Below are 14,954 nucleotides of genomic sequence, written 5' to 3' on the forward strand. Positions count from 1 at the left end.
GACTATGGCGCAAGGATCTGCGCGGGCAAGCGGGTATTTAAGCGATCGGTTGAACGGGCGGCCGCGGAGGCCGCCCATTTAACGCTCATGCAGCAGCGTTTGCTGCGCTGAGAACCGCGCGAACCGAAGCGGTCGCCACGTCTTCATCGATGCCGACGCCCCAGATCGTGCGGCCATCGGCGGTCTTGCATTCAACGTAGGCTGCGGCGCGGGCATTGCTGCCGGCACCCATCGCATGCTCGGAATAGTCGGTGATGTCGATCTCGACCCCGAAGCCGTCCTTGAGCGTGGCGACGACCGAGGAAATCAGGCCGTTGCCGCGTCCGGATACCGACTGGACCTTGCCATCGACTTCGATCTTGCCGGCGAAGATGCGTGTGCCATCAGGGCCCCGCGCCTCCTCATAGTCGACCAGCTGGAAGTGCTGCGGCGCATCGAGTCGATAGGCCTTGCGGAACACGCCCCAGATGTCTGCCGCCTGCAGTTCGCGGCCCAGTTCGTCGGCCAGCTCCTGGACATGGCGCGAGAAGTGCGCCTGCATTTTCTTGGGCAGCTTGAGGCCCTGGTCCTGTTCGAGCACCCAGGCAAAGCCGCCCTTGCCGGACTGCGAATTCACGCGGATCACCGCTTCATAGCTGCGGCCGAGATCCGCCGGATCGATTGGCAGGTAGGGGATTGCCCAAAGCTCGTCGTTGCGCTGCTCCTGCGCTGCGAAGCCCTTCTTGATCGCGTCCTGGTGGCTGCCGGAAAACGCGGTGAAGACCAATTCGCCGCCATAGGGATGGCGGGGATGGACAGGCAGCTGGTTGCAGTATTCGACCGTCTGGATCACCTCGTCGATGTCCGAGAAGTCCAGTTCAGGGTCGATCCCCTGCGTGTACATGTTGAGGCCGACGGTGACGAGGCAGCAGTTGCCGGTGCGCTCGCCATTGCCGAAAAGACACCCCTCGACGCGATCGGCCCCAGCCATGAGGCCGAGCTCGGCCGCGGCGACACCAGTGCCCCGATCGTTGTGGGTGTGCAGACTGATCACTGCACGATCGCGGTTCGGCAGGTTGCGGCAAAAGTACTCGATCTGATCGGCGTAGATGTTGGGCGTCGCCGCCTCGACCGTCGCCGGCAGGTTCAGGATGATCGGCTTGTCCGTTGTCGGCTGGAGAATCTCCATCACGGCCTCGCAGCACTCGATGCTGAAATCGAGTTCGGCGGTGGAGAAAGTCTCCGGGCTGTACTCGAAGTGCCAGTCGGTCTGCGGGAAACGAGCGGCCTGATCACGCAAGTGCTTGGCCCCGGCTATGGCGATCTCGCGCACGTCCTTTTGGTCCATGCCGAACACCACGTTCCGCCACAGCGGCGAAACCGCGTTGTAGACGTGGACGATCGCCTGCTTGGCTCCGGCCAGGCTTTCGAACGAGGTCTTGATCAGGTCTTCGCGCGACTGGGTGAGGACCTGCACGAAGACGTCATCGGGGATGCGGCCGGAATCGACCAGGCCCCGGATGAAATCATACTCGGTGGCCCCGGCCGACGGGAAGCCGACTTCGATTTCCTTCAGCCCAACCTTGAGCAAAAGGTCGAAGAACCGGCTCTTCTTTTCCGCGTCCATGGGATCGATCAGCGATTGGTTGCCGTCGCGCATGTCGGTTGAAAGCCAACGCGGCGCCTTGGTGATCGTACGGCCGGGCCATTGGCGGTTGGGCAGGTCGATCTGCGGGAACGGACGGTACTTGGCCGAAGGGTTCTTGAGCATGGTCATGAGAGTGCACTCGAATTTTCTGGATTTTGGCGGTTGAGCTTCTGATCCCCTGGGCGCCGTGCGCGCCGGGAGTCCCCGCGCGTCAGCTCACGCCCAAGGGCGGATAAGTCGCAGGGTAAGGTCCAGTCGAGCGGTCATGCCACAAGCCTATGGTGAATCGCAGGCCACTTGTCCAGAATGAATGCAAGCAGATCGGGAGAGAAGAGCCATGAATATTGCGCCGTTCACCGTCGAGATACCGCAAGCCGCGATCGAAGACCTGAACCGGCGCATCGACATGACGCGGTGGCCGGAGAGGGAAACGGTTGACGATTGGTCGCAAGGCGTGCCGCTCGCCGCACTGCAGGATTTTGTCGCCTACTGGCGTCATGATTATGATTGGTACGCTTGCCAGCAGAAGCTCAACGACTGGGGCATGTTCGAAACCGAGATCGATGGCGTAATCATCCGGTTCCTGCACGTACGCTCGCCCCACGCAGGCGCGCGACCTTTGCTCCTAACCCACGGCTGGCCTGGCTCGATCCTCGAGTTTCGCCGCTGCATCGCCCCGTTGACCCAGCCGGAGGAGCATGGCGGCGCGGCGCGGGATGCCTTTCATCTCGTGATCCCGTGCCTGCCAGGCTACGGGTTCTCTGGCAAACCCACGGTCAAGGGCTGGAGCGTTCAGAAGATCGCGCAAAGCTGGGGCGAATTGATGCGGCGGCTCGGCTATGACAGGTGGCTGGCGCAAGGTGGCGATTGGGGCTCGGCAGTGACGACCGCGCTCGGCGCGCTGAAGGTCGAAGGATGCGCCGGCATCCATCTCAACATGCCGATCGCAAGACCGCTGCCCGAGGATATGGCCGCGCCCGGCCCCGACGAGATGAAGGCGCTCGAGCGTTTGCAACATTATCAGGAGTGGGATTCAGGCTACTCCAAGCAGCAATCCACCCGCCCTCAGACGGTCGGCTACGGATTGGTGGATTCGCCTGTGGGCCTCGCGGGCTGGATTTACGAGAAGATGTGGGCCTGGACCGACAATGCCGGGCGTGCCGAGGATGCCCTGAGCCGCGACGACATTCTCGATAATCTCATGTTGTACTGGTTGACTGCTACGGGCGCATCGTGGGCCCGTCTATATTGGGAGAGTTTCGGCAGTTTCAGCCCTGTGCAGATCGACATCCCTGTTGCCGTCAGCGCGTTCCCCAAGGAGATCATCCCGGCCCCGCGCAAGTGGTTCGAGAGGACATGCTCTAAGCTGGTTTATTGGGGCGAACAGGAGAAGGGTGGGCACTTCGCCGCGTGGGAGCAGCCCGAAGCTTTCGTGAAAGAGCTTCGGGCCGCGTTTTCGCTGATGCCTTGAACGCTTACTTCTTTTCGAAGGCGACAGTGATGTCGAGCTTCACTTCGTCGGATACGAAGGGAACGCCGTACTTCACGTTGAAGTCCGAACGCTTGAGCGTGGCCTTCCCGTGGAAGCCGAGCGTGGCAGCCTTGTTGAAGGGGTTGGTGCCGGCACCGGCAAAGGTCGCGTCAATGGTCACCGGCTTGGTCACGCCATTCAGGGTAAGGTCGCCAGTGATCTTCGCGCTCATGCCATCGGCGCCTGGCGCCACGCTGGTCGAAACGAACGTCGCGTCGGCCGGAGCCGCACCGAAAAAGTCGGCGGGCTTGCCGTCAGCTGCCGGCTTGAGCAGGTGGGCAGTGAGTCCGCTGCTGGCCGTCATGACCTTGCTGACCGGAATCTTGACCGAAACCTTGGCAGCGGCGGGATTGGCCGGGTCGATGTCAAGCGTGCCCGAAACGTCGCCGAACAGGCCGAAGTAATCGTTGAAGCCGAAATGGTTCACGCGCCACCCCACCAGTGAGTGGCCGGCATCGGCAGTGTAGGAGCCCGCCACGACACGCGCCTTGTCGGCCTTGCCAGGGGCCTCCGGCATCTGCGCTACCATCGGCGCGGCCGCAGCGGCGAGAGCGAGGGGAAGGGCGAGCAAAAGGGGGCGTGGCATACGCGAGAGCTTCGGCATCGGGATCTCCTTGGGGAGGATGAGGAGCGCCTTGGTTGCCAAAGTGCTACGATCGACGCAAGTAAAAGTCCCGGCGTCGTAGCGTAAGCCTGCGCGGCTATCCGCAGCGCGCCGCCATCAGGCGTCCGGCATCATCAACGATCAGGTTGAGGCGATTTTCGCGGCGATCCTGCGTGATAATTGCTCCCGGCCGGATCACGCGGATGCGGTCGTGTCCGATGGTTTTGATCAGGGCTGCCTGTGACTGGGGCGAAAACATCGCGCCAACCAGCTTTTGCGCAGAACGCTGGCCGCAAGTGTCGACCAAGCCGGCTTCGGTCCTGACAACGGGGGGTATCGGCCGCTGCGCCATATCCTTGGCCTCGGCAAGAACTGGCCCGGCATCAAGGCAAAACGCGGCGGCACAAAGCGTCAGCCGGGGTACAAGGCGGAATCGTGTGATCATTTTCTCCAGATCGGAGTGATATAGATCACATTTCTGTCGTCCACTGCATTCGTCGATGCCTGTCGTTCGCTAAAAGAAAGGGCGACCGAAGCCGCCCTTTCCAAAAGTTCCGAATTGATTGGGAAGATCAGTTCTTCGACTGATCGACCAGCTTGTTCGCTCCGATCCACGGCATCATCGCACGCAGCTTTGCACCGGTTTCCTCGATCTGGTGGCGCTTGGCGAGACCGCGGGCGGCCTTCAGCTCGGGCTGGCCGGCGCGGTTGTCGAGCACGAAGTCCTTCACGAAGCGGCCCGACTGAATGTCGGCGAGAACCCGCTTCATTTCCTTCTTGGTCTCTTCAGTGATGATGCGCGGACCGGTCTTGATGTCGCCGTATTCGGCGGTGTTCGAGATCGAGTAGCGCATGTTCGCGATGCCGCCTTCATAAAGCAGGTCGACGATCAGCTTCAGTTCGTGGAGGCATTCGAAGTAGGCCATTTCCGGTGCATAGCCGGCTTCGACCAGGGTTTCGAAACCGGCCTGGATCAGCGCGGTGGTGCCACCGCACAGCACGGCCTGCTCGCCGAAGAGGTCGGTCTCGCATTCTTCGCGGAAGTTGGTTTCGATGATGCCGCTGCGGCCACCGCCGACGCCCGAGGCATAGGCGAGTGCAACGTCATGGGCGTTGCCGGTCACGTTCTGATGCACCGCGATCAGGCAGGGCACGCCGCCGCCACGCTGGTATTCGCTGCGCACGGTGTGGCCAGGGCCCTTCGGCGCAATCATGATCACATCGATGTCGGCGCGCGCTTCGATCAGGCCGAAGTGGATGTTGAGGCCGTGCGCAAAGGCCAGTGCCGCGCCGGGCTTCATGTTGGCGTGGAGGTCGTCGGCATAGATCGCGGCCTGATGCTCGTCCGGTGCCAGGATCATCAGAATGTCGGCCCATGCAGCAGCATCGGCATTTGCCAGAACCTTGAAGCCGGCAGCTTCGGCCTTCTTGGCGCTGGCTGAACCCGGGCGCAGCGCGATCGCCACGTCCTTGACGCCCGAATCGCGCAGGTTCTGCGCGTGGGCATGGCCCTGCGAGCCATAGCCCAGGATCGCGATCTTCTTGTCCGTGATGAGGTTCAGATCGCAGTCTGCGTCGTAATAGACCTTCATGTCGTTCCCAATCTTTGATGAATTCGTGAAAGGATAAGCGGTGAAATTCAGGCCGCGGTGGCGCCGCGGATCATGCCGACGATGCCGGTGCGTCCAACTTCGACGAGGCCGAGTTCCTTCATCAGGCTGACGAAGCTGTCGATCTTGTCGGGCGCCCCGGTGAGTTCGAAAATGAAGCTCGAGGTCGTGGTATCGACCACCTTGGCGCGGAATACGTCAGCCAGGCGTAGCGCCTCGACGCGGTTCTCGCCCTTGCCGGACACCTTGACCAGCGCCAGTTCACGCTCGACGAAGGGGCCCACTTCGGTGAGGTCGGTGACCTTGTGCACCGGTACCAGTCGTTCAAGCTGCGCGCGGATCTGGTCGATGACCGGCGGGGGGCCGTGCGTCACGATGGTGATGCGGCTGACGTCGTGGCCATCGGTGATGTCGGCCACGGTCAGGCTGTCGATATTGTAACCGCGCGCGGTGAACAGGCCGGCGATCTTGGCGAGAATGCCCGCTTCGTTGTCGACCGTGATGGTGAGGACGTGGCGCTCCTGCGCCTCCTGAGCGATGTGCATCATTGTTCCAGTGTCCCTCAGACCAGCGCCTTGGCTTCGTCGTCCATCGTGCCGGCGACTTCGTCCCCGTAGAGGATCATGTCGGTATGTGCAGCCCCCGACGGGATCATCGGGAAGCAATTGGCCTCCTTGGCGACGAGGCAATCGACAAAGACCGGACCGTCATGGTCGATCATCGCCTGGATGCCCGCGTCCAGCTCGCTTTCGTGGGTGATGCGGATGCCCTTCCAGCCATAGGCTTCGGCAAGGCGAACGAAGTCGGGCAGGCTGTCCGAATAGGAGTTGGAGTAGCGGCTCTCGTAGGTCAGCTCCTGCCACTGGCGGACCATGCCCATCCATTCATTGTTGAGCACGAAGACCTTGACCGGAAGACGATACTGCGTGGCCGTGCCCAGCTCCTGAATGTTCATCTGGATCGAGGCGTCGCCGGCGATATCGATGACCAGCGTCTCGGGGAAGCCAGCCTGCGCGCCGATGGCCGCGGGAAGGCCATAGCCCATTGTGCCGAGACCGCCCGAGGTCAGCCACTTGTTGGGCTTCATGAAGTGGAAATACTGCGCCGCCCACATCTGGTGCTGGCCAACCTCGGTCGAGATGATCGGCTCGAGATGCTTGGTCAGCTCGTACAGACGCTCGACCGCATACTGCGGCATGATCGCCTTGGACTTGCGCGGGTAGGCAAGGCTCTTCCTGCCACGCCAGCCATCGATGCGCGCATACCATCCCGAGAGGTCCTGCGCCTTGTAGCCGCGTTCCAGCCATGCTTCGATCAGCTGCGCGAGAACCTTGCCGCAATCGCCGATCACCGGCAGGTCCACGGCGACGGTTTTGTTGATCGATGCGCGGTCAATATCGATGTGGATCTTCTTCGAATTGGGCGCGAAGGCATCGAGACGGCCGGTGACGCGGTCATCGAAGCGGGCGCCGACGCAGACGATAAGGTCCGCCTGGTTCATCGTCAGGTTGGCTTCGTAGGTGCCGTGCATGCCGAGCATGCCGAGCCATGCCGGATGCTCGGCCGGAAATGCGCCCAGACCCATCAGGGTCGACGTGACGGGCGCGCCGGTCAGCGCTTGCAGCTCGCGCAGCAGGCGCGCGGCTTGGGGACCGGAATTGATCACGCCGCCACCGGTGTAGAACACCGGTGCCTTGGCCTGGGCGACCATTTCGATCGCCTCGGCGATCTCGCTGGCGCCGCCTTCGGTCTGGGGCGAATAGCGGTTGCGCTGCTGCGGCGCCGCGCTGCTCCACGTCGCGGTCGCGATCTGCACATCCTTGGGAATGTCGATCACGACCGGGCCTGGACGACCCTCGGTGGCAATGCGGAACGCCTCGTCGATGGTCGCGGCAAGCTGCGACGGGTCCTTCACCAGATAGTTGTGCTTGGTGCAGTGGCGCGTGATGCCGACCGTATCGGCTTCCTGGAATGCGTCGGACCCGATCAGGCCGGTGGGGACCTGCCCGGTGATCACGACCATCGGGATCGAATCCATGAAGGCGTCGGCAATGCCGGTGACGGCATTGGTCGCGCCAGGACCGGAGGTGACGAGCACGACACCGGGCTTGCCGGTAGCGCGCGCATAGCCTTCGGCGGCGTGGGCCGCGCCGGCTTCATGGCGGACGAGGATGTGGCGGATGCGTTCATCGCCGAACAGCGCATCGTAGATCGGCAGTACCGCCCCGCCGGGATAGCCGAACACGAATTCGACGCCCTTGGCGACAAGGCTTTCGACCAGGATCTCGGCGCCGCTGCGCTCGCTTGTCACGTTACTTCATCCTTCTTCGCGTGACCGGGCCGATAGACCCGATGCTTCGCTGAAAAAACAAAAAACCATCAAAAATTTCGGCCCGGCTGCAGCTTGGCTGCGCCGGGCCGTCTCTCCCTCTCGGGTGCTTGATCGGCATGCAAAAAGGATCAGGCAATTGACGGCCTGCTACTTGACATAAAAGGTGGTGTCAAGCGGCTAACCGCGCAATAAACTTGCTGCATAGTCGAAGTCAATGGAATTTTCGTACGTCAAGCGTGGCCAACTGCCGGGATTCTGGTTCTTCAGCCAGGTATACTGCCGCTTGGCGTAGTTCCTCGTCGCCTGCTGCCCTGCGGAAACTGCCTGATCTTGAGACATTTCACCGCGCAGGAATGCGGCGATCTCCGGCACGCCGATTGCTCGCATGACCGGACACGATTCGGGCAGGCCCCGGGCCAGCAGCGCTTCGACCTCGTTGAGTGCACCGCCCTGCCACATCAGTTCGAAGCGCAGATCGCAGCGGCGATAAAGCCACTGCCGCTCGGGCAGGAGAATGATCGGCGCGAGGTCCACCCCGTTGCCGATCCCGCCAACACGCTGCTGCTGCCAATGTGCGAGGGAATACCCGGTCGAACGCACCACCTCAAGCGCGCGGGTCACGCGTTGCACATCGGCAGGACCAAGCAGTGCAGCGCGCGCCGGGTCTTCCTCGCGCAATGCGGCATATGCGACCTCAACCGGCAGAGCTCGCACCTCCGCACGAACAGTAGGGTCGATGTCCGGAACCGGTGCGATGCCGTGGAGCAGGGTGTTTATGTACATGCCCGTCCCGCCGACGAGGATCGGCATCGCACCGCGTTCGTGGGCTGAAGCGATCTCAACCTTGGCGGCTGTTGCCCAGTCTGCCGTTGAGCAGGGCTGCGCACCATCCCACGCGCCGAACAGGACATGCGGCACGCCCTGCATTTCCTCCTCCGACGGCCTTGCACTCAACACGCGCAGATCTGCATAGACCTGCGCGCTGTCGGCATTGATAACCACCGCCTCCCGGCCTTGCTCTCGCAGCCTGAGGGCGAGCTTCACAGCGAGATCGCTCTTGCCGCTTGCCGTCGGCCCTGCGATTAGCGCCACGCGTGGCCCGTCAGCCGCGTCGTGCCCCGTGCTTTCAGAAAAGGATTCCCCGTTGATCATCGCGCGCCTGATAGCAGACCCTGAGACGCTTGGTGACAATCTCTCGCTTGCGATGGAAATGATCGAGGCGCGCGATTGGGAAGTGGCGGGTGCCGGGATGCTCGACTTCTGTGACGACGTGCTCGAACTCGAAGTCGTCGAAGGCAATCCCGCAGGCATCCGCAAGATCCTGGACCAGTGCTTCCCCGATAGCGACCTGCTGCTCTCCAACGGCCTGATCGAAGTGCCAAGCCTGTTCGTTTCCGACATGGATTCGACCATGATCGAGCAGGAATGCATCGACGAACTGGCGGATTTCGCCGGACTCATGGACCGTATCGCGGCAATCACGGAACGCGCGATGCAGGGAGAGCTCGATTTCGAATCCGCCCTGCGCGAACGCGTCGGCTTGCTCAAGGACCTGCCTGAGACCGCAATCGCGCAGTGCCTCGAGGAGCGCATTCGCCCGATGCCGGGTGCTCGGACGCTCGTTTCGACGCTTAAGGCTCGTGGCTGCCATACCGTACTGGTCACGGGCGGCTTTCATTCCTTCGCCGATCCGGTGGCGGAACTGCTCGGGTTCGATCGCGTGGTCGGCAACCGCCTCGGCCTGCACGAAGGCATGCTGACTGGCGGGCTCGTTGGTGGAATCGTGGATAGTTCGGTGAAGAAGAAGGTCCTGCTCGAAGAGTCAGAGCGCCTTGGCAGCGAAGTGTTCAGCCTTGCGACCGGCGATGGCGCCAATGACATTCCGATGATCGAAGCTGCAAGCTACGGCATCGCCTATCGCGCCAAGCCCAAGGCCCGCTCTGCCGCCGACGGCTGGGTCGACCGCGGTGATCTGACCTCGATCCTGTCGCTCTTCGGCATTGCCCGTCAGGACTGGGTCTTCGACTGATCAGGCAAAGGCGGGCGTGCTGCGTCGTCTGTACGCCAGCACGCGAACCAGCAGCGCCATCAGGGCGAGCGTCGTCATCGTCAGGCCGATGGCGCGCGTCTCCGGCATTGGAATGCGCTTGGCGTAAGCCAGCGTGAAGATCAGCCAGATCACGTGGATGCCCGTTGTGTGCAGGCGTTTCCAGTTCCGGCCGAGTGCGCGCATCGCAGCGCTGCTTGAGGTCAACGCCATGGCGAGAATGAACAGGTAGGCCAGGCTTCCCGGGACAAGCGATGCCAACGTGCGCGGTTCCGGATCGAGGCTGACTGCGACGACCAGCGCCACGAGGTGGACGGTGTGGCTTGCCGCAAAGCCAAGGCCCCACCACCTGCGATCACGAACCAGCGCACGGCTCCACGGGGCGGGGGAAAGGCGAAAGAGCGAGGAGGCGAGGTAGGTCAGGAGGAAAATCGGAAAGCCCACTCGTGCAGTCCAACGTGCGGCGAGGTGCCAACTCTCATGTTGCGTCGTGCCGGCGGCCAGACCCGCAGCCAAGGCCAGCAACGAAAGCGCCAGCCCCAGCGCCATTGGCCACTTCCGTGCCATGTTCCGTTCTCCCCCTACGTTTTTGCTAGTCTGCACTGCACCGTCGGCGCTGGCAAGCAGTGCTCCGGGCACGGCGATTGACGATCTATTTACAGTGCTGTTAGTATTCCGGCGGCAAGAAAACCGGGAGAATCGACGTGAACGCCATGACCGGCGCGTTGAGTGCTGACCTGCCAATCTACGATGAGCGTCGTCCGGAGATGCGGATGCAGCCGCTCAAGGCATGGCACCATTTCCAGAACCTCCTGAAAGACAAGGAAAATACCGAGGAGGTGTTCCACATTTTCGAGGCGCTGCCGTGGCGGAACCTGCGGGGGCGGGCCGAGGCTTTTCTGCGTAGCGAGCGCGGTCAGGCCCTTCGTTTGACCGAGCCCTATCTCCCAGCGATTCTCGATGATCACGCCGCGCTCCGGCAGACGCCTGAGGGTTCTCTGGCCCACGCTTATTGCGACTTCATGGAGAGCGAGGGTCTGACCGCGCAGGGATTGGTCGACGAGTTCGATCGCTTCGCCGCCAAGCGAGAACGCTTCGAGGACCAGTTCCTGTGGTACCTCAACCGCATGCGCGACGTGCACGACATGCTTCACGTGCTGACCGGTTACGGGCGCGATGCACTTGGCGAAGCCTGCGTCCTTGCGTTCACCTACAGCCAGCAGCCGAGCCCGGCACATCTGTTCATCGGCTACATGGCCGGCATGAACATCAATCGCCAGACCAAGCGCAGCGCGCCGGTCCTGCGCGCAGTCCGCGAAGGCCAGCGACTTGGCAAGGCATGCCCGCGGCTGTGCGAACAATCAATCAAGGAACTGCTGCCGCTGCCCATCGAAGAGGTGCGTGCCCGCCTTAACATCACTCCTGCCATGCACTACAAGGAAGCGCACGGCATCTGGCGCGGCATGGGAATCGATCCCTATGACCTGCTCGGAAAAAATGCGGCTAAGAAGCTCGCCGCCTGACGGTCAGAGGGCTGCGATCAATGCCCGCGCTGCGGCCGGGTTGCGCTGCTTCGCGCCCGCGATGAACAGGATGTAGGCGTCCCTGCCGTTCCGTGCCCAGTCGCGGCCGCGCTTCGCCCACTTGCCGATCGCCGCGGGTTCGTAGCCGGTCTCGCAAGCTTCATTCGACTGCTGCAGCCGCGCGTACGAGAAATTCGCCGTCTGCTCGTCGATCTGCGGAAACTCGGCGTCGTCGGAGAATGCAACGGCAAAATTGCGATCGCGGCAGAGGTCAAGGAAAGCTGGATCGCAGAACGATACGTCGCGCACCTCGAGCACGTGTTGCAGCGCCACGCCGTCCTGGCGATCCGGGATCAGGTCAAGAAAGCGCGCAAAGTCCTCGCGTTCAAACCGCTTCCCTTCGCGGAACTGCCACAGGATCGGGCCCAGCCGGTCGCCGAGTGCAGTGAACCCTTGATCAAGGAACTTGCCGACGATCTCCTTGCTGTCCGCCAGCACCTTGCGCCGCATGGTATATTGCAGCGCCTTCAGGCTAAAACGGAAGCCTTCCGGAGTGGCCGCTGCCCAGCGCGCAAAGCTCTCGGGCTTTTGCCGCCGGTAGTAGGTCGCGTTTATCTCGATGCAGCTCAGCCTTGACGCGGCGTATTCAAGTTCTCGCCGGTGCGGGAGGCCCACCGGATAGAAAGCTCCCCCGCGCCAAGGTTCGTAGGTCCACCCGCCGATACCGACGCGGATGGACCCGTGCGTCACGCTTCCATCCAGTCCCGGAAAAAGGCTTCGTTGGCCTCGCGCAGCCTTGCCAGTTCGACGCCCGCTACCTGCGTTCCGCCGACCGTGCCAAGCCTGGTTGCACCTTGGAGAACTTCGCCAGCCTTGGTCATGACGACATAACGTGACTGATCCTCGCCGAATGCCGAAGCCGTGGTCAGCGCCACGTCGAGCGAGCAGCCCTTGTCACCGGCCAGCGCCATTTCGGTCAGCGCTACGAGCAGGCCGCCGTCCGAGATGTCGTGGACAGCGGTGAGCTTGCCGGCCGCGATCCATTCGCGCACCTGTTCGCCGTTCTTGCGCTCGACAGCAAGGTCTACCGCAGGCGCATCGCCATCTTCGCGGCCATGCACTTCACGCAGGTAAAGCGACTGGCCGAGATGCGAGCCTTCATTGCCCACCAGCCAGATAACGTCGCCTTCGTTCTTGAACGCGACGGTGGTCATCACGTCGTGATCAAGCATCAGGCCGACGCCACCGATGGCAGGCGTGGGCAGAATGGCCGAACCACCGCCGGTGGCCTTCGATTCGTTGTAGAGCGAGACGTTGCCCGAGACGATCGGGTAATCCAGCGCGCGGCAAGCATCGCCCATGCCGTTCAGCGCCTGGACGATCTGCGCCATGATTTCGGGGCGCTGCGGATTGGCGAAGTTGAGGCAGTTGGTGATTGCCAGCGGACGCGCGCCAACCGCGCAGATGTTGCGCCACGTTTCGGCCACGGCCTGCTTGCCGCCTTCATAGGGATCGGCATAGCAATAGCGCGGCGTGCAGTCGGTGCTGATCGCCAGCGCCTTCTTCGAGCCGTGGATGCGCACCACGGCAGCATCGCCGCCCGACTTCTGCAACGTGTCGGCACCAACCTGCGAATCGTATTGCTCGAAGATCCAGCGGCGATTGGCGAGATCGGGGCAGCCGATCAGCTTGACCAGATCGGCGCCAAGGTCCGCGCTCTCCGGCACAGAACCGAGCGGCGCCACGTTAGCCCACGCCTTGTAGTCTGCCAGCGATAGGGCAGGGCGGTCATAGAGCGGGGCGTCTTCGGCGAGCGGACCCAGCGGAATGTCGCAGACCGTCTCGCCCTTGAACTTCAGCACCATGTGGCCAGTGTCGGTCACTTCGCCGATCACGGCAAAGTCCAGCTCCCACTTGCGGAAGATCGCCTCGGCCATGGCTTCCTTGCCGGGCTTGAGTACCATGAGCATGCGCTCCTGGCTTTCCGAAAGCATCATTTCGTAAGGCGTCATGCCCTCTTCGCGGCAGGGCACCTTGTCCATGTCGAGAATGATGCCAGCCTTGCCGTTGGTCGCCATTTCGACAGAGGACGACGTCAGGCCCGCCGCGCCCATGTCCTGGATCGCGACGATCGCATCGGTCGCCATGAGTTCGAGGCAGGCTTCGATCAGCAGCTTCTCGGTAAAGGGATCGCCCACCTGCACGGTCGGGCGCTTCTCGTCGGACTTCTCGTCGAAGTCGGCAGAGGCCATGGTAGCGCCGTGGATGCCGTCACGGCCGGTCTTGGAGCCGACATAGACGATCGGATTGCCGAGGCCCGTGGCCGCCGAATAGAAGATCTTGTCGGTGTCGGCCACGCCCACGGTCATCGCGTTGACGAGGATGTTGCCGTCATAGGCCTTGTGGAAGTTGGTCTCGCCACCGACCGTCGGCACGCCAACGCAGTTGCCATAGCCGCCGATGCCTGCGACGACGCCCTGCACAAGGTGCTTCATCTTCGGGTGATCAGGACGGCCAAAGCGCAGCGCATTCATGTTCGCCACCGGGCGCGCGCCCATGGTGAAGACGTCGCGCAGGATGCCGCCAACCCCAGTTGCCGCGCCCTGATAGGGTTCGATGTAGGAGGGGTGGTTGTGGCTCTCCATCTTGAAGATGGCGGCCTGCCCGTCACCGATGTCGATCACGCCCGCGTTCTCGCCGGGGCCGCAGATCACCCAGGGCGCCGACGTCGGCAGCTTCTTGAGGTGGATGCGGCTCGACTTGTAGGAGCAGTGCTCTGACCACATCACCGAGAAGATCCCGAGCTCGACAAGGTTCGGCTCGCGTCCGAGCGCGTTCAGGACGCGCTGGTACTCTTCCTCGGACAGCCCATGGGCGGCGACGACATCTGGCGTGATTTCGGACATGGCGCGCGCCTTAGCGATGTGGGCGCGTGTAGGCTAGTCCTGTCAGGCGAATTTGAGCGCGATCCATGTTGCTGCCGTAGCGGCCACTGTCGTCGCGAACGTCCCCCAGATCACGTCGATCACGGTCACGTGCACCGGCCAGCGCGCCAGCACGGCCTGGCTGGTCAGATCGTAGGTCATGTAGCACATCGCGCCGAAGATCGCAGCGTTCAGCGCCGTCGCTCCCAGGCCCTGCGACAGGCCTGGTCGGACGGCGAACCACATCATTCCGCCAAGGTAGAGCAGGTAGAACACGATCGCCGGCCCCGCGCGGAATTGCGGCGCCAGCAGATCGCCCAACGCGGGGCGATAGAGCTTTGACCCGGCCCACCCCAGCCACACGGCGTCCATTGCGCCAAACACCACGGCGGCAGCGACATAGGCGATCACGTATTGCATGGAGTGCAGGTCCCCGACTTGTTGCGGATCGAAGCTTGACCGCGCCCCATGGCCCCGTCAATGCTGCCCCAATGGGAACCGCACCTGATATCGCACCAAGCATCGCTGGCCTCAGCTTTGAAGAGGCTCTGAAGGAACTCGAGACAGTCGTGCGGCGGCTGGAAAGCGGCGATGCCCCGCTTGATGAATCGATCGATCTTTATGCCCGCGGCGATGCACTGCGCGCGCACTGCCAGGCGCGGCTCGATGCGGCGCAGGCGCGGATCGAAGCGATCGTGGCCGATCGTGATGGCAAGCCGCAGGGCCTGCGCCCGTTTGACGAAACCCAGGGCTGAT

At 62.8% G+C, this 14,954-nt stretch carries 15 protein-coding genes; 4 read left to right on the plus strand and 11 right to left on the minus strand.

Annotation, left to right across the window (positions count from 1 at the left end):
- Nucleotides 1–85 precede the first annotated feature (85 nt).
- Nucleotides 86–1,756, minus strand: a complete 1,671-nt coding sequence (gene leuA, locus AX703_RS01525; RefSeq protein ID WP_039331306.1) for a 2-isopropylmalate synthase — start codon at nt 1,754–1,756, stop codon at nt 86–88.
- Nucleotides 1,757–1,964: 208 nt separating this feature from the next.
- Between leuA and AX703_RS01530 the strand changes: the two genes are divergently transcribed.
- Nucleotides 1,965–3,098 carry an epoxide hydrolase family protein gene (locus AX703_RS01530; protein WP_062342146.1) on the plus strand — a complete coding sequence of 378 codons (1,134 nt, stop codon included), beginning with the start codon at nt 1,965–1,967 and terminating at the stop codon, nt 3,096–3,098.
- 4 nt (nt 3,099–3,102) lie between these two features.
- Here AX703_RS01530 and AX703_RS01535 read toward each other — a convergent pair whose 3' ends face one another.
- The 6 genes from AX703_RS01535 to miaA form a co-directional block, all read right to left on the minus strand.
- Nucleotides 3,103–3,762, minus strand: coding sequence for a YceI family protein (locus AX703_RS01535; RefSeq protein WP_082734346.1), 660 nt, complete (start codon nt 3,760–3,762; stop codon nt 3,103–3,105).
- Between the two features lie 97 nt (nt 3,763–3,859).
- A complete protein-coding gene (locus AX703_RS01540) occupies nt 3,860–4,207 on the minus strand; it encodes an I78 family peptidase inhibitor (RefSeq protein ID WP_062342147.1) in 348 nt (115 codons plus the stop codon).
- 127 nt (nt 4,208–4,334) lie between these two features.
- Nucleotides 4,335–5,354 carry a ketol-acid reductoisomerase gene (gene ilvC / locus AX703_RS01545; RefSeq protein ID WP_039331297.1) on the minus strand — a complete coding sequence of 340 codons (1,020 nt, stop codon included), beginning with the start codon at nt 5,352–5,354 and terminating at the stop codon, nt 4,335–4,337.
- A 47-nt stretch (nt 5,355–5,401) separates the two neighbouring features.
- Nucleotides 5,402–5,917, minus strand: a complete 516-nt coding sequence (ilvN, locus tag AX703_RS01550) for an acetolactate synthase small subunit (RefSeq protein WP_039331295.1) — start codon at nt 5,915–5,917, stop codon at nt 5,402–5,404.
- 17 nt (nt 5,918–5,934) lie between these two features.
- On the minus strand, nt 5,935–7,683 hold the full coding sequence (ilvB, locus tag AX703_RS01555; RefSeq protein WP_062342149.1) for a biosynthetic-type acetolactate synthase large subunit: 1,749 nt from the start codon (nt 7,681–7,683) through the stop codon (nt 5,935–5,937).
- Between the two features lie 198 nt (nt 7,684–7,881).
- Nucleotides 7,882–8,856: a tRNA (adenosine(37)-N6)-dimethylallyltransferase MiaA gene (miaA, locus tag AX703_RS01560; RefSeq protein ID WP_062342151.1), complete on the minus strand. Its 975-nt coding sequence runs from the start codon at nt 8,854–8,856 to the stop codon at nt 7,882–7,884.
- Here miaA and serB point away from each other — a divergent pair.
- Nucleotides 8,849–9,733, plus strand: a complete 885-nt coding sequence (gene serB, locus AX703_RS01565) for a phosphoserine phosphatase SerB (protein ID WP_062342153.1) — start codon at nt 8,849–8,851, stop codon at nt 9,731–9,733. The genes miaA and serB overlap by 8 nt on opposite strands.
- Here serB and AX703_RS01570 read toward each other — a convergent pair whose 3' ends face one another.
- On the minus strand, nt 9,734–10,318 hold the full coding sequence (locus tag AX703_RS01570) for a hypothetical protein (protein WP_156135687.1): 585 nt from the start codon (nt 10,316–10,318) through the stop codon (nt 9,734–9,736).
- Between the two features lie 146 nt (nt 10,319–10,464).
- Here AX703_RS01570 and AX703_RS01575 point away from each other — a divergent pair, with 146 nt between their 5' ends.
- Complete coding sequence (locus tag AX703_RS01575) at nt 10,465–11,274, plus strand: Coq4 family protein (protein WP_062342155.1); 810 nt, start codon at nt 10,465–10,467, stop codon at nt 11,272–11,274.
- A 3-nt stretch (nt 11,275–11,277) separates the two neighbouring features.
- Here the strand turns inward: AX703_RS01575 and AX703_RS01580 are convergent, their stop codons facing one another.
- From AX703_RS01580 to AX703_RS01590, 3 genes are read right to left on the minus strand one after another with little or no spacing between them, the layout of a single operon-like run.
- On the minus strand, nt 11,278–12,024 hold the full coding sequence (locus AX703_RS01580; RefSeq protein WP_062342157.1) for a DUF72 domain-containing protein: 747 nt from the start codon (nt 12,022–12,024) through the stop codon (nt 11,278–11,280).
- Entirely contained in the window at nt 12,021–14,180 is a 2,160-nt protein-coding gene (gene purL, locus AX703_RS01585) for a phosphoribosylformylglycinamidine synthase subunit PurL (protein WP_062342158.1), read from the minus strand. The genes AX703_RS01580 and purL overlap by 4 nt, the downstream gene beginning before the upstream one ends.
- A 42-nt stretch (nt 14,181–14,222) precedes the next feature.
- Entirely contained in the window at nt 14,223–14,618 is a 396-nt protein-coding gene (locus AX703_RS01590; RefSeq protein ID WP_039331284.1) for a DUF2177 family protein, read from the minus strand.
- A 71-nt stretch (nt 14,619–14,689) separates the two neighbouring features.
- Here AX703_RS01590 and AX703_RS01595 point away from each other — a divergent pair, with 71 nt between their 5' ends.
- Complete coding sequence (locus AX703_RS01595; RefSeq protein ID WP_039331283.1) at nt 14,690–14,953, plus strand: exodeoxyribonuclease VII small subunit; 264 nt, start codon at nt 14,690–14,692, stop codon at nt 14,951–14,953.
- Nucleotide 14,954: the final 1 nt, after the last annotated feature.

The sequence above is a fragment of the Novosphingobium sp. CCH12-A3 genome (assembly GCF_001556015.1).
In the GTDB taxonomy this organism is placed as follows: Bacteria; Pseudomonadota; Alphaproteobacteria; order Sphingomonadales; family Sphingomonadaceae; genus Novosphingobium; species Novosphingobium subterraneum.